19 protein-coding genes are annotated in these 18014 nt (G+C 47.3%); 13 read left to right on the top strand and 6 right to left on the bottom strand.

Features of this window, described 5'->3' with window-relative positions; all coding sequences use genetic code 11:
• The first annotated feature begins 12 nt into the window (after positions 1-12).
• From EV294_RS23180 to EV294_RS23145, 8 genes are all read left to right on the top strand, one after another.
• Positions 13-1773, top strand: a complete 1761-nt coding sequence (locus EV294_RS23180) for a long-chain-fatty-acid--CoA ligase (RefSeq protein ID WP_481856088.1) — start codon at positions 13-15, stop codon at positions 1771-1773.
• Between the two features lie 20 nt (positions 1774-1793).
• Positions 1794-2225: a PaaI family thioesterase gene (locus EV294_RS23175; RefSeq protein WP_243711766.1), complete on the top strand. Its 432-nt coding sequence runs from the start codon at positions 1794-1796 to the stop codon at positions 2223-2225.
• Positions 2226-2372: 147 nt separating this feature from the next.
• Entirely contained in the window at positions 2373-2585 is a 213-nt protein-coding gene (locus tag EV294_RS23170) for a hypothetical protein (RefSeq protein ID WP_132311169.1), read from the top strand.
• 187 nt (positions 2586-2772) lie between these two features.
• Positions 2773-2961: a hypothetical protein gene (locus EV294_RS23165; protein ID WP_012772497.1), complete on the top strand. Its 189-nt coding sequence runs from the start codon at positions 2773-2775 to the stop codon at positions 2959-2961.
• A gap of 209 nt (positions 2962-3170) precedes the next feature.
• Complete coding sequence (locus EV294_RS23160) at positions 3171-3422, top strand: hypothetical protein (protein WP_132311167.1); 252 nt, start codon at positions 3171-3173, stop codon at positions 3420-3422.
• A gap of 130 nt (positions 3423-3552) precedes the next feature.
• Positions 3553-4293 (top strand): response regulator transcription factor, encoded by a 741-nt coding sequence (locus EV294_RS23155; RefSeq protein ID WP_132311165.1) that lies wholly within the window; start codon positions 3553-3555, stop codon positions 4291-4293.
• Positions 4290-5345 carry a sensor histidine kinase gene (locus EV294_RS23150; protein ID WP_132311163.1) on the top strand — a complete coding sequence of 352 codons (1056 nt, stop codon included), beginning with the start codon at positions 4290-4292 and terminating at the stop codon, positions 5343-5345. The genes EV294_RS23155 and EV294_RS23150 overlap by 4 nt, the downstream gene beginning before the upstream one ends.
• Positions 5346-5358: 13 nt before the next feature.
• The gene (locus tag EV294_RS23145) at positions 5359-6609 is read left to right on the top strand and encodes a molybdopterin-dependent oxidoreductase (protein WP_132311161.1); all 1251 of its coding nucleotides are present in this window, start codon (positions 5359-5361) and stop codon (positions 6607-6609) included.
• 50 nt (positions 6610-6659) lie between these two features.
• Here the strand turns inward: EV294_RS23145 and EV294_RS23140 are convergent, their stop codons facing one another.
• Positions 6660-8255, bottom strand: coding sequence for a stalk domain-containing protein (locus EV294_RS23140; protein WP_132311159.1), 1596 nt, complete (start codon positions 8253-8255; stop codon positions 6660-6662).
• Between the two features lie 197 nt (positions 8256-8452).
• On the opposite strand from EV294_RS23140, the gene EV294_RS30415 reads away from it, so the two are divergent.
• Entirely contained in the window at positions 8453-9457 is a 1005-nt protein-coding gene (locus EV294_RS30415) for a hypothetical protein (RefSeq protein ID WP_207918184.1), read from the top strand.
• A 59-nt stretch (positions 9458-9516) separates the two neighbouring features.
• Here the strand turns inward: EV294_RS30415 and EV294_RS23130 are convergent, their stop codons facing one another.
• From EV294_RS23130 to EV294_RS23115, 4 genes are all read right to left on the bottom strand, one after another.
• Positions 9517-10197, bottom strand: a complete 681-nt coding sequence (locus tag EV294_RS23130; RefSeq protein WP_132311157.1) for a DUF4386 domain-containing protein — start codon at positions 10195-10197, stop codon at positions 9517-9519.
• Positions 10198-10214: 17 nt separating this feature from the next.
• On the bottom strand, positions 10215-10439 hold the full coding sequence (locus EV294_RS23125) for a helix-turn-helix transcriptional regulator (RefSeq protein WP_132311155.1): 225 nt from the start codon (positions 10437-10439) through the stop codon (positions 10215-10217).
• A 1-nt stretch (position 10440) separates the two neighbouring features.
• Positions 10441-10887 (bottom strand): hypothetical protein, encoded by a 447-nt coding sequence (locus EV294_RS23120; RefSeq protein WP_132311153.1) that lies wholly within the window; start codon positions 10885-10887, stop codon positions 10441-10443.
• Between the two features lie 183 nt (positions 10888-11070).
• Positions 11071-11934: a hypothetical protein gene (locus EV294_RS23115; RefSeq protein WP_132311151.1), complete on the bottom strand. Its 864-nt coding sequence runs from the start codon at positions 11932-11934 to the stop codon at positions 11071-11073.
• Between the two features lie 185 nt (positions 11935-12119).
• On the opposite strand from EV294_RS23115, the gene EV294_RS23110 reads away from it, so the two are divergent.
• The 4 genes from EV294_RS23110 (at position 12120) to EV294_RS23095 (ending at position 15763) form a co-directional block, all read left to right on the top strand.
• Complete coding sequence (locus tag EV294_RS23110) at positions 12120-12956, top strand: sulfurtransferase (protein ID WP_132311149.1); 837 nt, start codon at positions 12120-12122, stop codon at positions 12954-12956.
• Positions 12957-13690: 734 nt separating this feature from the next.
• Positions 13691-14416, top strand: a complete 726-nt coding sequence (locus EV294_RS23105) for an adenylate/guanylate cyclase domain-containing protein (RefSeq protein WP_132311147.1) — start codon at positions 13691-13693, stop codon at positions 14414-14416.
• 12 nt (positions 14417-14428) lie between these two features.
• A complete protein-coding gene (locus EV294_RS23100; protein WP_132311145.1) occupies positions 14429-15139 on the top strand; it encodes an adenylate/guanylate cyclase domain-containing protein in 711 nt (236 codons plus the stop codon).
• Between the two features lie 18 nt (positions 15140-15157).
• A complete protein-coding gene (locus EV294_RS23095) occupies positions 15158-15763 on the top strand; it encodes a Pycsar system effector family protein (protein WP_132311143.1) in 606 nt (201 codons plus the stop codon).
• A gap of 617 nt (positions 15764-16380) precedes the next feature.
• On the opposite strand, the gene EV294_RS23090 is transcribed toward EV294_RS23095, so the two are convergent.
• Positions 16381-17895 carry a hypothetical protein gene (locus tag EV294_RS23090; protein WP_132311141.1) on the bottom strand — a complete coding sequence of 505 codons (1515 nt, stop codon included), beginning with the start codon at positions 17893-17895 and terminating at the stop codon, positions 16381-16383.
• Positions 17896-18014: the final 119 nt, after the last annotated feature.

The following is an 18014-nucleotide window of genomic DNA, read 5'->3' as shown; positions in this document are numbered from 1 at the left end:
TCCGCCGCAGACATGCCAGGCGATGAGCCGGCTCCCGAGGAAGCCGTTGCCTCCGCGGCATCGGAGGAGCCCGATGCTCCTCCCGTCATTCCAAAGCCGTGGCTGCGGCATTACCCGCTGGAGATCCCGGCTTCCCTGGATTACCCGAATCATGGCATTCCGCAGTTCCTCATGAATGCCGTGGAGAAATTCCCGGCGAATGAAGCCGTTCATTTTCTCGGCAAATCGCTCACCTACCGCGAGCTTTACGACCATACCTGCCGCTTGGCTAACGGTCTGATCTCGCTTGGCGTCAACCGCGGCGACCGCGTGGCCATTATGCTGCCGAACTGTCCGCAGGCGGTGATCTCTTACTACGCCGCCCTAATGATTGGCGCCGTTGTGGTTCAGACCAATCCGCTTTATGTGGAGCGGGAGCTGGAGCATCAGCTGAAGGACAGCGGGGCGACAACGATCATTACCGTCGACCTGTTCTATGAGCGCCTTGCCAACGTGCGCGGCGAGCTTCCGGAGGCGGGAGCCGTTCCGAAGCTCAGGAACGCGATCATTACGTCGCTGAAGGACGGACTTCCTTTTCCGAAAAATCTCCTCTATCCGCTCAAGCAGCGCAAAGAAGGCTTCAAAGCCGATATTCCGTACGGCCGTCACGGCGTTGTCTCTTATAAGAAGCTTCTGTCCTCCAGCTCTAATCTTCCCGTCCTGACCGATATCCACGGCGGCGATCTCGCCCAGCTTCAATATACCGGTGGCACGACCGGAACGCCGAAAGGGGTGATGCTGACGCACCGGAACCTTGTGGCCAATACGATGCAGACCTCCGCCTGGTGCTACAGGGTGAAGGATGGCTACGAAAGATTTCTGGCGGCGCTGCCGCTATTTCATGTATTTGGCTTAACCGTGTTAATGAATTTCTCCGTTATGCGCGCCGGCTCGCTGGTGCTTCTGCCGCGATTTGAGACCGAGACGGTGCTCGATACGATAAGCCGGCAGCAGCCCACGCTGTTCCCGGGTGCGCCAACGATGTATGTGGCATTGATTAATCATAAGAATTCAGCCAGCACCGATCTTTCCTCGATCGAGGCTTGCATCAGCGGATCGGCGGCGCTGCCGCTGGAGGTGCAGGAGCAGTTCGAGAAAATGACCGGCGGCAAGCTGATCGAAGGCTATGGCTTGACGGAAGCTTCGCCGGTGACGCATGCCAATCTGATCTGGGGCAAACGCAAAATCGGCACGATCGGCATGCCTTTTCCGGACACGGAGGCCGCGATCTTCAGCCCGGAGGGCAAGCCGCTTCCCGCTCGCGAGGTTGGCGAGCTTGTCATTCGCGGTCCTCAGGTCATGAAGGGCTACTGGAACAATCCGAAGGAGACCGAAATCGTGCTGAGGGATGGCTGGCTGCACACCGGCGACCTTGGCTATATGGACGAAGACGGCTTTTTTACGATTGTGGACCGGATCAAGGACGTCATTATTGCGGGGGGCTTCAATATTTATCCGCGCGAGGTCGAAGAGGTGCTGTATGAGCATCCGGCCGTCATGGAAGCCTCCGTCCTTGGGGTGAAGGATCCGTACCGCGGCGAGACGGTGAAGGCTTTCGTTGTACTTAAAAAGGGCTCTTACGTATCGGCGGCCCAGCTCGACGTCTGGTGCAGGCAGCGGCTTGCCGCGTTTAAGGTGCCGCATCTGTACGAGTTCCGGGACTCGCTTCCGAAGACGATGATCGGCAAGGTCTTGAGACGCAAGCTGATGGAGGAGCTGGAGAAGGAGCAATAACTTAAGAGGCGGTGATGCGCGTGGCGGAGGATTTTGCCGCGGAGCAGGCGGATATCGAGAGGCATTTGGCGAAGCTGGAGGAGCTGGCCAGCGGGACTTTTTGGAGCGAGCTTGGTTGCGAGGTTGTCTTTGCCCATGCGGAAAAAGCGGCGATCCGGCTGCGCGCGGAGCAGCGACATTTGAATCTGATTGGCATCGTGCATGGCGGGGTATTGATGTCTATGCTGGATAATGCAATGGGTCTGGTCGTCATGATCGCATGCCGCGAAAAGACGGTTACCGCAGGCCTGAACACGCATTTTCTGGAGAGCGCGAAGAGCGGCAATCTGGTGTGCGAAGCCGAGATCATGCACCGGATTGGACGGACGATTACCCTGCAGGCAACGGTGAAGGATGAGGAAGGAAGATTGATCGCGTGGGGAAGCGGAACCTATCGGATTGTGTCGCGATAACGAATATTTAGTCAATTTGGCCGAGTTGCTGACGGACGGTTGGTTCGATATAATATATCCTATATATGGAAGAAAAATTTATAGACGAATAAACTGAAACCAAAACAGCTTTCAGCCGATAAATATAAGAAGAGAGGAGGCGGGAGCATGGTCGATGGATGGATTACCGCGGTCGTTTTGCTATTTGGGATTGCAGTTGCGATAATTGGCGTTTTTGCCTATTTACGAATGTTTAACAGGAACGAAACGCACCATTCATCCATGGACGTTCCGCCTCCGTCAATTCCCCCGAAAGCCGCTCCGCCAAAGGCCGATGAGCCTCCGGCTAAGCCGCCTCGGGAGAACGAAGGCACGGGTTAGATTAACATTTGTTTATTTTACAATCTTGCCCGAAATGTTATAATAGTAAGAAAAATGCAAACATTGTGACTCATTGACCATGGAGTTGCCTGCACTGAAATGGGGGGTAATTTGCGGCGTAAATGCCGCATCCGTTCTCGGATTTGTTGTTTAGGACGACCATCCAACGTATAGGGGAGGAGATTTCATGGCGAAACATAGCCAGAATGAGGTCAAGGAAAGCCTGAAGGAACTCACGAGAATTTTTCAGCCGAAGGATCCGCGCAAGTTTGTTAAAGACTATATCCGGAAGTATAGGATAACGGGCGGATACGAGGATGAATTAACAATTTTAGTGGAAGACGAGATGGGTAAGATCAACTCCTCGGTCAGTTGAGCGCATACGAAATGGCTTTGCATCTGTATGATACAGGTGCAAAGCCTTTTTTGTGCTGCGGATAAGAGATTGGACTGGATGCAATCCTTTTGTAAGGATTTGATAATGCTTTTGCAAGAGCCCCGTTCTTCAATGGTTAGCTTTTTCCGGTAAGCTAGGAGTCGTGAGTAGCTTGGGTGGCACTCATAGGCTTGAAAGGGGAGATAAACATGAAGAAACAAGTATGGGCTATCGTTGTGCTGGGAGGCGTACTGCTGTTAAGCGCATGTAATGCAGACAATAATAAGGACAAGATGAGCAATAAGCCGGCATCGGAGATGAATGACAACAAGGCTATGAACGAAGACAAGCCGATGAACGACGACAAGCCGATGAACGACAACAAGTCGATGAACGACGACAAGATGATGAATGACGACAAGTCGATGAACGACGACAAGTCGATGAACGACAGCAAATAAAGCCCGTTGCGCGTTATCCCTCTGCCCGGCGGCAGGGGGATGCTCTTTCTTTTGCCGGGTACAGTCGTAACCGATTTAAACAAGCCGTATAATAGAAGCATCAAGAGGTTGTTGGACGGGAGGGCAGCGGATGGGCGCAAGCATAATAGTAGCGGACGATGAGAGGAATATTACGGATGTATGCCGGCGGTATTTGGAGCGGGAAGGCCATGTGGTGTGGATAGCGGAGAACGGGGAAGAGGCGATCCGCCTATGGAAGGAGCATCGCCCGGACCTGTTGGTGCTGGATTTAATGATGCCGAAGGTGGACGGAATTGAAGTTTGCGATAGGATTCGGCAGGTCGACGATACCCCGATTATCATGCTTACAGCCCGCGGCGAAGAGCCGGACCGGCTGCTTGGTCTCACGATGGGCGCTGACGATTATATGACGAAGCCGTTCAGCCCTAGAGAGCTTGTGCTTCGAATCCATAATATTTTGCGGAGAGTGGGCCGGAGAAGCGATGCATCGCCCGGGGAACGGGATGCGGAAAAGCTTCCGGAGGAAGCATCGGGTCAAGCGATTTATCTCGAAGGCTTATCGATCTACCCGCAAGAGAGAAGGGTTTCCGTTCTGGAGTCGGATGTCGAGCTGACCGTGAAGGAATTCGATCTGCTGCATTTGCTCGCCATGTATCCCGGCAAGGTGTTCTCGCGCAGCCAGCTGCTTAATCAGGTATGGGATATCGCCTACGACGGGGATACGACAACCGTAACCGTGCAAGTCCGGCGCCTGCGCGAGAAAATCGAGCCTAATCCGTCCGACCCGCGCTGGATTAAAACGGTATGGGGTATAGGCTACAAGCTGGACCCCAAAGGGAGCCCGGGATGAAGCTTCGAACCTATCTCTTGCTCGCCAACACGATTAGCATTGCGTTTATTATCGTGCTTCTTCTTGTTTTCTTTCAATACATGCTGGTTACGCGGGAGCAGCTGATATGGCTTTGTATCGCTACGGTAGGAGCAGGAATGGCATCCGCGCTGCTCTTCTTCCTTCTGGTTCGTCCGCTTGAAGCCTCGGTGCGCCGGGTCGGGGAAGGTGCTGCCCGAATTGCCGCCGGGGAGCTGCAGACAAGGGTGGAGCCTGCTGGTCTGAAGGAATTCAAGCAGCTGGCGGATCAATTCAACCGGATGGGCTCAAGCTTGGAGCAGAGCTTCCTGCAGGTTCGCGCGGCCGAGTCCGCCCAGCGGGAGCTGGTGGCCAATATGGCTCATGACCTGCGTACGCCGCTGGCTTCCATGCAATCCTATGCGGAAGCCCTGGAGGACAGGGTCCTTGAAGACGAAGCGGAATACCGCCGTTATCTGGGCACGATCCGTTCGGAGACGATGCGTCTGAGCGAGCTTATACAGGATTTGTTCGAGCTGTCTACTCTGGATGCGGAGGCGCAGGACAAAGAAATTAGTCACACGGCCGTTGTGGAGGACGTGCTTCTCGAGCTGCATCCGCGATTCTCGCTTCAGCTGGAGGAGATGGGACAACAGCTTCGCGTCCGTCTACCGGAGCGTCCGCTGCGGGTCAACATGAAAGCCCGGCATCTGCAGCGCGTCCTGCAAAATCTGATCGAGAACGCCGTTCGTTACTCTCCTCGCGGCGGCATTATCCTCATTGAGGCCGACGAGCTGGAAGGCAGCATGCTCCGGTTATCGGTGACCGACGAAGGAGTCGGGATTGCGGAAGGCGAGCGGGAGCGGATCTTTGACCGCTTCTACCGGACGGATCGCTCCCGCAGCCGCGAAGGCGGCGGTTCGGGTCTTGGGCTGTCGATTGCCAAACGGCTGGTGGAGCAATACGGGGGCTCTATTGGAGTCGAGCAGCCGGACGGTCAAGGCAGTCGATTCTGGTTCACGGTTCACGAAGGGAAGAAGACGTCTCATTTATGAAAGGAGGACGAGGATGGGAGATTTTCTGAAATGGGTACGCAAGGGGTTTGGCCGGAAGCTTACCCTCCTGCATGCTTGGAACGGCTGGATTGTGGTCGTGCTGGCTTTGTCCGGGATCATGCTGGTGATGAATTACTGGCGCGGCGTGCTTGGGGAAGGAAGGGTGTGGCTGAAGGAGCTGCACATTATCGTCGGCTTGTTGTCCCTTGTTCCGGTCGTATTCTATCTCTTGCTCGCGGCCAAGCACTGGAAGCAGCTGAGAGGTAAAGGCTGGCAGAAGTTTAATGTTTTTGTCGTGCTTGGCCTGCTTGTCGGATGGCTCATCTCGGGCGTGCTGCTCTGGCAGTTCCGCGCCGTAGGGCCGTGGTGGTCGAACCATGCGCTGACTGTACATGATCTCTTAACCTGGATTGGCCTGCCTTATATTATTTACCATTCCATTACCAGGACGAAATGGCTCAAGGAGCCGAACCGGCGAACGGTGCGCACGGAGCGTGAACAGAAAACGGTGGACGTACCGATTCATCCCGCGGCAAGCCCGCAGTCGTACTTGTCCCGGCGTTCATTTGTAAAATGGGCGGTTGGAGGCGGTATTGCGATTGCGGTTGGACCGTCTTTTCTGAAGTGGACCGTCAATACGCTTGGCGTCAGCCTCGGGAGTCCCTCTTACGAGGAGATTGTGACAAGGGATGGCAATCAGCTCGCACCTCTGCCGCAGCCCATGCCAGCCTCCGCGCCTCCTATAGGCGGGGGAGCCAAAGGCGACTTCCGGATCTATTCCGTGACGCCGATTCCGTCCTTCTCCAATGAGACCTGGTCCTTCACCATAGACGGGCTGGTCGATAAGCCCATGACATGGAACTGGGAGCAATTCGTGAAGCTGACGCGCAAGGTTCAGGTGAGCGATTTTCACTGCGTGACGGGCTGGTCCGTGTACAAGAATACGTGGGAAGGCATTCCGCTCAAGCAGTTTCTGCAGGAGGCCGGGGTTAAAACAAACGCGAAAACGGTGAAGTTCTACTCAGGCGATGGCGTATACACCGATGCGCTCACCCTCGAGCAGGCGCAGATGGACGACATTATGGTCGCGATGCTGCATGACGGCAATCTGATCCCAAGCGAGCTCGGCGGCCCGGTCCGGCTGATCGTGCCAAAAATGTACGCGTACAAGTCGGTGAAATGGCTTAACCGGATCGAGCTGATCGACAAGGATCATATCGGCTATTGGGAAGAGCGGGGCTATGATATTGATGCTTGGGTGTAGGGAAAGGCCAGAAATCCTCTGCGAGGAAATCTGGCCTTTTTGTTGATTGCTCATACCTTTGAATTAATATTAACGGAAGAGCTTTTACTGTCCCAGCTTACGTTCTTCCCAAGAGCTTCCGCTACAAAACGAAGGGGTACAAAAGTAGAATTTTTGAACATCTTTGGAGCAATACTCAATGACTTCGCTTGTCCGTTCACATAGGCCGTTCGCGAACCCATTTTCATTTGAATCGTTAGTCCTTCCTTTGTACCGGTTATCGTTTGCGAGGAGGAATTCCAGCCAACCTTCAAGCCCATACTCTCAAACAAGGAGCGGAAGGGGACTAACACGGAACCATTATCCATTATAGGAGCTACCGACATAGGCAAATAGCGATTATCCTGATAAACCTGGATTTGTTTTTTGCCAAAGGCTACAAGTCCAATGTCGTCATTAATGGAATAGAGGTTACCGCTGTTTCCAATGACGACTTCTGTATGTTTATACCAATAAGCATTTCTAAGAAAAGCGAATATTTCTTGTCCATCGCTGTTGAGACCAATGATATTGCCAACCCCCGTACCGAAATAGAGATTCCCCTTATCATCCGTTACGAGAGGCTTAGTAGAGCCTGGTCCGTATTTTTCAGATGGCCTTGGTATGTACGACCATTTAATAGCTCCTTTATAGTCAAGCTTTTGGATATCTCCTCTGTTTTCGAAGTAGTAACCGCCGTTGCCGTCGGTTGGAATACCGGAGGAGCGGATATCCGATAGATCGGATTGACCGGAAAGCTTAACCTGGCTGCCGTCCGTACCTGTCAAGGCATGCAAACCGCTGGAAGTAAGCATGTAGAGGATGCCTGCATCCGAGAAATAAGGATAGAATACGTCAAATTGGTTCAAGTAGCTTTGAGGCGTTGAACGCCATCTTTCCGTTCCATCAGGATTGATGGAGATAATCTCTTTGCTCTCGGAATCCACGTATATATTTCCTTTTGGGTCAATAAATAAATAGGAGGAACGCGTGCTTGGCGATGGTTTGTTCGGATCGGAAGTACGAATTTCTTTGTTTGTCCAATTAACCTCCCCCTTTGCATTACGAGAGATTAATCCGTCTGCAGAGAAATAGACAAAATTGCCGTGAGAATCACCGGCAAAATGCGAGTCGAACCTGCTATAAACCATGGTATCGGGCGGTAAATACCATTTGACCTTTCCTTCTGGCGATAGGGCATATATGGAGGTCATGCCGGGCTGCGTAAGGAAATCAGAGCTGTAAGCATAGATCGTTCCATCCTGGCCTAAAATTAAATAAATAACGGATAACTCAAAGCCCATATCCAATTGAACGCTCCATTTTTCCTTTCCATTTGGATAGACGGCATGAACCTTATTGTCCGCATCGCTCATATAGAGGACCCCATTCTTGTCCTGAACAAGGTTAAATAAGAGCGAGTTATCTCTTTTCCATTTGTATTCATAGTTCGCCGAGTTAAGGAGCTTCAGATTCGGGCGTTTCGGAGGGGTTTCGTCGAAATCCCAGTTAAGCGCAGTGCCGGAGGAGTCAGGCAGATATACATTGGCTGCACTAAATCCGGTAAAAGGTATACTTAAAACAATTAAGAGCAAGACGATAAAGACCATGGAAATCTTTTTCAACATCCTTCACATCCCTCTCTGGAATACTTTCTATTATAGGTTGAAATGGATAAATACGACAGGTTGTCGTTATTTGAAAATGAAAATAAAATAGTCGCTTTCCTCAGGAACAAACAACGTGCCGGGACAGGTCCCTACCCAATACACTGTTAACCATATACAGATCATAGATCAGTTATATGAGTGGAGGGATAGAGGCTTTGCCAAGAGCAAAAAGACTTACCGTTGAGGAGCGGGTCAGCAGGCTGGAGCGGCCGATTACGGCAAGCAGGATTGCTCCCAGAGCAATAACGGCCACCAAGCTGGCGAGAAATGCAGTAACGCCAGGCAAACTATCTTCGGATGTCATTCCCGCTTTGATTGCCAGTCCGAATTTTAACCGTTCCATTGTCTCTGCCTTGCCTGAGGTATTAGCGACCCCTGCTTTTGACAGGGTTGTCCGCACGGTTCTGCCGCAAGTCATCGAGCATCCCGTATTCGATAACGCGGTCCGTTCCGTACTGCCCGGAATTGTGTCTTCTCCGGCTTTCGTGCAGGCGATACAGGCTGCGAATCTCACAGGGGCAGAAGCTACGGCGACTTCCGATGTTGCCGGTTTACAAAGAGAAGCGATACAGCGAGATGTGCAAGGGGCGCAAGGTGCACAGGGCGCACAAGGAGCTCAAGGAGCTCAAGGAGCTCAAGGCGTGCAAGGCGTTCAGGGGCCGGTCGGGGCACAAGGAGTGGCGGGAGCTGCGGGGCCGCAGGGAGTTCAAGGTCTAACCGGACCTTCGGGTATTGCGGATATCCGCTTCTCCGGCAGCAGCGAACAGATTGACCTGGTGAATAACCAGGCCACGGTAGAGCTAACCTTAACGCCGATCGTGCTCTTGGCTAACCAAGTGGTGAAGCTGGATGCTTTTGCGAATGTGGATTTTACAGTGGTTCAGGGCTATTTGGTTAACGGCGTTCTCTCCAGAAACCCGGAAGACGTTATCGCTGCCGATAATGAGGCGATAACGCAGCAGGGAAATCAGGCGGATTTCTCCCAAGTTTCCGTGACTAGCGCTCTCACCTGGGTAGACAGTCCGGGGCCGGGAACGTATACGTACTCTTTTACCGTGACGGCCTCTGCCGCCTCGCAACAACAGCTTGCCGGGGGTTCGATCAATACCCGGGGCTTAACGGCTACGATTATTAACACGGTTACGAGTGAGACTTTTTAAATCGTAAAGGCCGGATTTCCTTGGTGAAATCCCGGCCTTTTTGGCATACGCGCAGCTCTTCAGAGCGCCGCTTTGTTAAAACCTTTCGCAATCAGCCAAACGGCCAGGATCATCTCGTTTGCCGCTACCGGCAGGGAGAGGAGACCGCCCCAGACCGACAGCTGAGAGAATACGCCAAACATCTCGAACAGCGAAGCGCTGAACACGAGTACGGCGCCGGTCATGCCAAGGATCGGAATGAAGCGGGGGACAAGCCCGGATTTGTAGAAAATGTAACTGTACAGCATCGTATTAATGCCGAGCAAGAAGTTAGGGCCAAGCATAAAGGTCCAGTCATGCACGGCCAGGAACAACGTTCCGGCGGCTTCGTAAGAAGCGGGATCGGGAGCGCCAGCGGCGACATATTGCCGGCTTAAGGTGACGAGGGACAACATGCCGACTAGGCCAACCGTGATAACGACGGCCTCGAGCAGGCGGAAGCACACATGGCCGAGGGCGATACTTTCGTTATATTTTTTGAGAAAAGGATACATCGTGACAGCAGTGCCAACGGCAGAAGCAACCAGGATCAGCTCCATTAGCGCTCCGAGGATGATCTGGCCTGCGTGCACGGAGCCATTCGTCAGGTAATTCGCGTGGTTAAGGATAGGGCCGTAGAACAGAAGACCCAATACCGAGGATACGGCTGCGAGTATAAACAGGGTGCCGGTTACTTTCGGAGTTTTGGTGATGGAAACCATGGTATTCCTCCTCATAATTATTGGCTCGTATCATCCCCGTAGAAGAAGATCTCTTCAATTGGCAGTCCAAAAGCTTGGGAAATCCGGAAGGCTAGCTCGAGGGACGGGGAGTAGTTGCCTTTTTCCAATGCGACTATCGTTTGTCTCGTGACGCCGACCTTGTCAGCCAATTGCTGCTGTGTCATTTCGTTGTGATTAAACCGTAATTTGCGGATGTGGTTGCCGACAAGATTTTTAGCCATATTACACTCCTTTCCGGTAGTGGTACAGCTTCGTGATCGAACCGGAGACGTCGGACAGGAAACCGGATGCGATCAGGATAAGGAACATCAGGTTCAGTGGCTGATCGGCAGCAAGAGACACCATGGCAAGCAGAAAACCGAGTATGAATAGGAAAAAAGAGTTCCGGTGAGCTTTCAACTCAATAAGTTTATCCAATTCGTCGGCAAAAGCGGGTTCCTTCTCCCCGGTAGTGATCCGGAAGATGATGTTGAAAATAATGCTGATCGCAATATGCGCGATAATCGATACCAGCGTCAGGACCAACACGAAGGAGCCCCAGTAACGGATGCTTTCTTCAAGTGCCATTCCTTCCTCCGGGTACTGCGCGTACTTATACAAGCAATAGACGGCAAAAATAAGCACGGCGCTAATTAACGTGGTGATGCTTTTCTTCTCCTGGTAGGTCAAGCAAGGTACCTCCTTGAATGGTAAAATAAGTTAAGTTCTATATACAAAATGTAATCTAAACTATACTTAATGTCAAGTTAACTTTACACGAATGACAGGCCTATTTTTTCAGATGAAAAAAGCCCTCCCACGCATAAAGCTTGGCGCGGGAGAGCCTTTGGATTAGGATTTATAAGATTCGGATTAGTAACGGTCCATAATCAATTGGGTTTTCAGCGAGTCCTGAGCGAGGAACCAGCCTTTGTTTTGCAAGTACGTGACCAGCTCATCATGCTTAGTGGAAGCGGTTGTTGCGCTGTTCGTTTTGAAGGAAGCCTCGACCACATATTCCGTGCCGGTGCCTGCGGCGTTCTTAATCGGCCATACTTCGATGTATATCTGCATGCCGCTCCATGTCCCGATGGAACGTTTGGCGAGCACCGGGCCAAAATATCGGGAGGTTTGCAGCTTGGTCGTACCCCAGTCGTTAAACAGCCAATCGTTGAATTTATCCGGTGCGTTGTTGATCATCAGGCTGCGGGCGTCGCTGATCGACGGGAGATCCATGCCGCTGTAGCCGGACTTGCTGCCGCTTTTGGTGCGGGTGATGCTGAGCGTTTTCTTCAGGTAACCCCACTCGACTTGGGCTTCATAGTTCGTATCGCCGGAGTTAAAGCCATCGTTGTTCGCTTGCGTCAGCGCCGCGTTAATATCGTTATTGGTAATGGCGTAGCGCTTCTTGTAGGACAATTCGAAGTCGTCTTCGCCTTCCGTCTTGCGGATGCGGGTGCTCCAGCCGTTGTTGTAAATGTCTTTGGCATTGGTATCAAGGAAGGCCACGTTCATCTTCGTTACCGTTGTAGGCATCGAGAAGGCGCTTAATACCGAGCTTGTCAGCTTGAAATCCGGACCAAGCGTTGTACTTGGGTTCATCAGAAGCTTAACCTCGTAATCCGGAACCATGTTGCTTGCCGCATGCGCCTCGGAAGGGGCGATGCCGGCTTCGGTAACGAGCGCAGCACCCAGAGCGATAATGACGGCTGCCGTACCGATGAAACGTTTGAACATAAATTCATCTCCTTTGATAAAATATTGGAATAACTATTCCAAAGAAGATATTATCTATGAATTATTAGCGCATGATTATGCTTGTATGCAATATTTGTAAACGGTGATTTACAGGGTTAGAAGATAGGGACCGGAATCATGTATAATGCTCATATAGCATACATACGAAAGGCGGTTATTCCTTCATGAACAATATCGTATCGTTAAAATGGCTTCTTGCCCGCTTATATGAGACAGACCTCGTTATCGTCGACTGCCGGTTCCAGCTTGGCAAGCCGGACTTCGGCCGCGAAGCTTATGAAGCCTCCCACATTGCAGGCGCCGTGTATTTGGACCTGGAAAAGGACCTGTCCGCTCCAATCGACGAGCATGGCGGACGCCATCCGCTGCCGGACATCACCGATCTGACAATCGCGCTCAGTAAGGTTGGCATCAGCAATGAAACCCGCGTTGTCGCTTACGACGACCAAGGCGGAGCATATGCTTCCCGTCTGTGGTGGCTGATGAAATATTTGGGCCATGAGCAGGTGTTCGTGCTGGACGAAGGCTTTACCTCTTGGCAAAATGCCGGCTTCCCGGTGAACGCGGAGCAGAAGACGCTTGTTCCTGCGCGTTACCTTGCAACGGTGCAGCACAACATGCTGATCGAGATGGACGAAGTGAAAGAGAAGCTTGGCGCTGAGCACATCACGCTGATCGACTCCCGCGACGGCGCACGCTACCGCGGCGAGGTCGAGCCATTGGATCGAATTGCCGGCCATATTCCGGGAGCTATCAATCGTCTCTGGTCGGAAGGCAAGGGAGAAGACGGCAAGTGGAAAAACGCGGACGAGCAGGCAGCCCGGTTCGAGGATCTGCCGAAGGACCAGGAGACGATCGTCTACTGCGGCTCCGGCGTAACGGCATGCCCGAACGTGCTTGTTTTGCAGGAAGCGGGCTTTACGAAGGTAAGGCTGTATGCGGGTAGCTGGAGTGATTGGATTTCGTATGAGGGGAATCCGATTGAGGTTGGGGAAGAGTAAGGGCTAATAAAGGTATAGAAGTATGTACACAATGAATACATCGCCATGCGGCTCAAGTGCCGGGCGATGTATTTTTTTATGTCCTAAGTCAACAACGAGTCAACAAGCAACTCCTGAAAGTACTTTCACGACAGTTCTAACCGAGCGTCCGCTCGCATGTCCTCAATGCCCTGTACAGACACAAAAAAAGCCGGTTCTGCCCCACCTTTGCGGTGTTGCAATGCATGACCTGTCCGATTAATTTGACATAGAATGTTTTTGGAATCAACAGATTTTTGAACTCAAGATCAGTCAACATCAAGTCAACTCTTGTATAAAGAGTAAATTTCATGTCGAATTTTGTTGACTGAATAATCTAATAAATCGAGCTTTACCTGCCTACCAAATCTGTAATATAATAGATTAGCACTCAAGGCTTATGAGTGCTAATAACGAAAAAGGAGGCCGAGTTGTATTCTAAAACCTAGCGAAATTGTTTATATAACCAAGCAAGTTAATAGCTCATTAAAGCGCTAAAAACCAAGCTATTGTGTGCAACCACATTAGCTTGGTTTCGTTGGTTAAAAGTAGTTAGATGTACAAGACAAGGTATGCAACTACCTGTCATTGTATAGTTGATGTTAGTGTAATTGTTTCTCGTAGCTGATATAGAATAATTACACATTTAACTCTAAACTCCTTCTAACTACTCCTATTATTAAGAAATTCTCATTTATTCTCTAGGGGGAGATGTAATGCATAGTAATTATAAAGAATACGAGCATATAAAAAGTTACGACAGATTACAAGAGATTTTAGATGCAAGTGACAATTCATATAGCGAAGTAAACGATATACCTTCGCGTGAAAAACTCACATTTACAAATGGGTATTATACATATTGTTCTGCTTTATATGTAGATATACGCGACTCAAGTGAATTACCAAAGAAGTACAATAGACCAAAGCTTGCAAAATTATATCGTAGTTATATATCAGAGATGGTAGCAATCATTAATGGAAACGTGAATTGTAAAGAAATAAATATAGAAGGTGATTGTGTTTTTGGAGTGTTTAGCACCCCTAGCAAACGAGACATTGACAATTTATTTAGTACTGCTGCAAAAATCAATAGTTTAGTCAAAGTCCTCAACTACAAGCTGAAAAAGAAAAATTACGACCATATAAAAGTAGGTATCGGCCTTCACTACGGACGTGCACTGATGATTAAAGCTGGATATAGCGGAAGTGGTATTAATGATGTTGTTTGGATGGGTGACGTTCTTAATGATGCGGCCAAATTATGTGGGTTCGGTAGTAAATCAACTCAAGACTACCCCATAATGATGTCTGATGTATTTTATTCAAATTTGAATGATGTCAACAAAAAGCTCTTATCATACAATTACAACAGATCTTGTTATCATGGGAATGTTATAAATACGTTAATGGAAGATTGGTATCAGGTAAATTGCAAATAGGGGTGCAAATAGATGGCGTTAGACATACTTGAAGTCAAAAGAATCGCTAGCGAGAATTATAAAAGAGCACTTGATAGTCTAAATAAAAGCATGGTATTCCACGAAGCTACAGCTGCAATTTCTGATGTGGTTCCTGGTTACAAAGCAAAGTCTATGGAGTTTGGGGACTACATCAGGGATAATTTTACTGTTTTGTTTATAGACATGCGTGGTTCCACTAATAGAGCAGTAAATGTTGGGCCAGAAGCTACATTTTTAACTATGCATGCATATTTTCCAGCTGTCTCATATGTAGTAGAACATTATGGAGGCTATACTATGGACTTTACCGGTGACGGTCTAATGGCTTTTTTCGGTGGAAATAATTCTGGAATGGCTCGAGTCCATGCTATGAAAAAAGCTGGTTCTTGCGGCCGTGATTTGCTAAGAGTCATAAGTGAAGTAGTGAATCCTATTCTTCAAGAAAACGGCCAAAGATGGCCGTTAAAATGTGGTGTAGGAATCGACCACGGAAATGTAATTGTCACGAAAATCGGAACGGACATGACATTTGATGTAAAGGCATTCGGAGACTGTGTGAACGGTGCAGCTAAACTTTGTCAAAAGGCAAACGATTGTGTACTCGTTAGTAAAAAAGTTAAGGATGACTGGCCAAGCAGCGACAATGGGCGAATACGGTTCCGTTCCTTTGAAGACGGCTATGTATTGTCTCGTAGTGAATAATAAGAAGGAGGTTATTTAGTGGAAGCTAAACTAGAATATATGTATAAAGCCATTGATGATACGCAACAAACAATACGATTTTTGGATACCAAAGCTACTGCGGTACAGGTGGGAGGTATTTTTCTAGCGGCATACTTGGCTAAAATAGGAAAACACATGCTGTTACATGCAAGTGAAGCGCAAACAATGTGGACCATTCTAGCGTACTTGCTAGGTATCACTTTTTACAGTTTATTGATTGGAACAATTTTAATTGCTTTCAAAGCTATAAATCCAATGTCAGCACCACATGAGCATATTAAAAATGAAAACCCTATTTTGCAATCAAATATTCAATATTATTTATGGGACATAAAGCCAAAGCCAACTTTTGTCGATCTTTTTTTTGAGCGTTCAAAGTCAAAACTAAATCACAATGTTTCCTCTTTTTATTCTTCTTTGATAACATCACCTAATGGGCAAGATGATGATCTACTCAAGAGTTTGGTAATAGAATTTCATAAACTATCATATATTAAAGCCAAGAAGATGTTCCGTGTTTCAAGAGCAATTCTTCTATTGAAGTGGTCTATAATAGTAGTAATACCGTTGCATATTGCTTACTATTATCTTGGGTGGAACTAACACTTTAAAATTGGAAGTACTTAAAGGCGAGTGTCACATAGACACTCGCCTTTATAATCTAATTTACGGAATTTAATAGAAGGTCAGCTGCTTTGTAGTCCAAGCCGTTCACTGACGACCTTTGGATGTAAGTTCTACGTAAGAAGAACACTGGCATGGGTATGTCTAAGGTCATGAAACCGTATCTTCGGCAAGTTAGATTTGCCGAGCAGGTCGAGCCAACGGCATTCCAAGTATATGGACTTACAGGACAACCGAACTTCGTTTGAGTTATTAGCCCATGGTCGTTGTATTTTTGGTCCTGCCGCCAGCTTGTTCTAGGCAAGCTGGCCTCTTTGTTGTTTCAATGCATCTATTGTTATCTTTGGCAAAGCAATCGTGCGTATACCGGCCTTTGTTCTTGGCTCTGAAAGAATATGTCCCAATCGCCTAATGTAAATAATTGCTTGACCTTAACGTACCGGTTTGAAGGTCAGCAACCTCCCAACGCAAAGCTATAGCTACTGCGCGACGAAGACCGCAAGTCGCTGCCAGTAAAATGCCCCTACTTTACATAGAAGACGGGAATATTGTGTTGATTGATTTTGATTTCAGAAAGATATTTAAATAACTGGGTTTTATAAATTTCTTAATTCATTAAATATTCCCTGGATTAGAACGACACAAAGGTCATCATTCATAATTTCTTTATGAGATATAAAATTTTTCTCTTCATCACATATGTGTAACTCGATTCTATTGAATTTGTTTTGTGTTTTCTTATAAAGAAAATCCAAAAATTTTTCACTTATTTGTATCGAACATTCTATTTTTGCATTTTGGAATTGTAGAGAGAGAATAACATTCGTCTTATCATTTGATAACTTCATTCCATAAATTACATGAGTAGCTTCTCTAATTTGTAAAGCAATTTCCTTTGAGCAACTCCCATGTATTGATAAAACTTCAAAATAATCGTCATGTTTTTCTAAATATATTCCTGGGCTTATTTCTTCGCCTACAGCATATTTCTTGTCTTGATGATAATATTTTTCGAAAATATTAACAATAATTTCAAAAACTAACTCAAAAGATTGGACAGAGATCGTATCAAAAGGTCTAACTCCATCCAGTATATAATTTGCAAATCGGTTTTTTGATAATGCTATATTTGTTTTTGTGTTATTATTAAATATATCCTTTTTATTGTTAATTTTATCATTTATTTTGTAAACTTTATTATCTATAATGTGATTAATTTCCGTCTTGTCGTTAACAAGTAGTGTGTAAACATCTTCAAAAATAGAATGCTTACCCGTTGCTAAATCAAATTCATTTGCTAGATACAATCTTCTATGGTCTGCATCTTTTGTTTTTATCTCACTATCCTGATAGTAATTTTCTATGCTTATTAATGGTGTTGCTTCCCTATGTTTTGGTATGGGGAGGACAAGTGAGTATACATTATTTCCATGGTAAATATAATCGTGGCCGCGATGTTCATTATTAATTTTTTTGTCATCCGAATCAAAAATAAATATTTTTAATTTTTCATTTTCAAATAACGACTGGTAAGAACATATGCGTTTTAAAACATCGTTTCCCATTTGAACCTCATCTTCATACTCGAAGAAGTCAATGTCTAGTTGATTAAATTTTCCTTCCGCTTTTAGTTTTAATAGAGCGTTTTTTAAGTGTTTCCAGTCTGTTTTGCCCTCTGTTATTATTAAGTGATTTTTAGATTCTTCAATTTCATGTAATCTTCTTTCCATATTAGGTAAATACATTTTGATATAAATCTCATTGAACATATTTTTTTCTTTATATATCAGTTTGACCTCATCTAATTCAATTGAACATTCTGTTTGTACTAAATTGATTTTACTTAGAAATAATCTATCTGAATCTTCAAGCCCGTAAATGCGAATAGAATTATCATCAAAATAAATATCTCTGACTCTAAATTTTGAATAAATACCAGATTGGGATGAATCATCGTTATATTTATAAATATTAGTTATGAAATTTACGTATATCCATTTATCTTTAAACGTTTTAATGATTTCTTCTGCTCTTTCTAGAGGTATTTTATACAATCTTATATCAGCAGCTAGTGAATTGTATTCCTGTTTATTTTCTTTGAAGAAACGCATAATAGGGTCTCCTTAACTATCTTTGTATATATTACATGTCCGGATAATAAAATATTTTGTTTAAATACTTGTCTGGATAAATAATCAAAATAAATATCCATGTAATGGTAATTGTATAA

The sequence above is a fragment of the Paenibacillus sp. BK033 genome (genome assembly GCF_004345425.1).
Lineage (GTDB): Bacteria > Bacillota > Bacilli > Paenibacillales > Paenibacillaceae > Pristimantibacillus.
The sequence above is the reverse complement of the archived record's forward strand: the minus strand, read 5'-3'. Positions and strand labels throughout refer to the sequence as shown.

What these genes read in the sequence shown, in the direction of transcription:
- EV294_RS23180 (WP_481856088.1), top strand. Translation starts at nt 13, where the DNA reads ATGCCAGGCGATGAGCCGGCTCCCGAGGAAGCCGTTGCCTCCGCGGCA.
- EV294_RS23160 (WP_132311167.1), top strand. Translation starts at nt 3,171, where the DNA reads ATGAAGAAACAAGTATGGGCTATCGTTGTGCTGGGAGGCGTACTGCTG.
- EV294_RS23130 (WP_132311157.1), bottom strand. Translation starts at nt 10,197, where the DNA reads ATGGTTTCCATCACCAAAACTCCGAAAGTAACCGGCACCCTGTTTATA.
- EV294_RS23115 (WP_132311151.1), bottom strand. Translation starts at nt 11,934, where the DNA reads ATGTTCAAACGTTTCATCGGTACGGCAGCCGTCATTATCGCTCTGGGT.
- EV294_RS23090 (WP_132311141.1), bottom strand. Translation starts at nt 17,895, where the DNA reads ATGCGTTTCTTCAAAGAAAATAAACAGGAATACAATTCACTAGCTGCT.
- EV294_RS23155 (WP_132311165.1), top strand. Translation starts at nt 3,553, where the DNA reads ATGGGCGCAAGCATAATAGTAGCGGACGATGAGAGGAATATTACGGAT.
- EV294_RS23140 (WP_132311159.1), bottom strand. Translation starts at nt 8,255, where the DNA reads ATGTTGAAAAAGATTTCCATGGTCTTTATCGTCTTGCTCTTAATTGTT.
- EV294_RS23170 (WP_132311169.1), top strand. Translation starts at nt 2,373, where the DNA reads ATGGTCGATGGATGGATTACCGCGGTCGTTTTGCTATTTGGGATTGCA.
- EV294_RS23100 (WP_132311145.1), top strand. Translation starts at nt 14,429, where the DNA reads ATGGCGTTAGACATACTTGAAGTCAAAAGAATCGCTAGCGAGAATTAT.
- EV294_RS23150 (WP_132311163.1), top strand. Translation starts at nt 4,290, where the DNA reads ATGAAGCTTCGAACCTATCTCTTGCTCGCCAACACGATTAGCATTGCG.
- EV294_RS23165 (WP_012772497.1), top strand. Translation starts at nt 2,773, where the DNA reads ATGGCGAAACATAGCCAGAATGAGGTCAAGGAAAGCCTGAAGGAACTC.
- EV294_RS23145 (WP_132311161.1), top strand. Translation starts at nt 5,359, where the DNA reads ATGGGAGATTTTCTGAAATGGGTACGCAAGGGGTTTGGCCGGAAGCTT.
- EV294_RS23125 (WP_132311155.1), bottom strand. Translation starts at nt 10,439, where the DNA reads ATGGCTAAAAATCTTGTCGGCAACCACATCCGCAAATTACGGTTTAAT.
- EV294_RS23110 (WP_132311149.1), top strand. Translation starts at nt 12,120, where the DNA reads ATGAACAATATCGTATCGTTAAAATGGCTTCTTGCCCGCTTATATGAG.
- EV294_RS23105 (WP_132311147.1), top strand. Translation starts at nt 13,691, where the DNA reads ATGCATAGTAATTATAAAGAATACGAGCATATAAAAAGTTACGACAGA.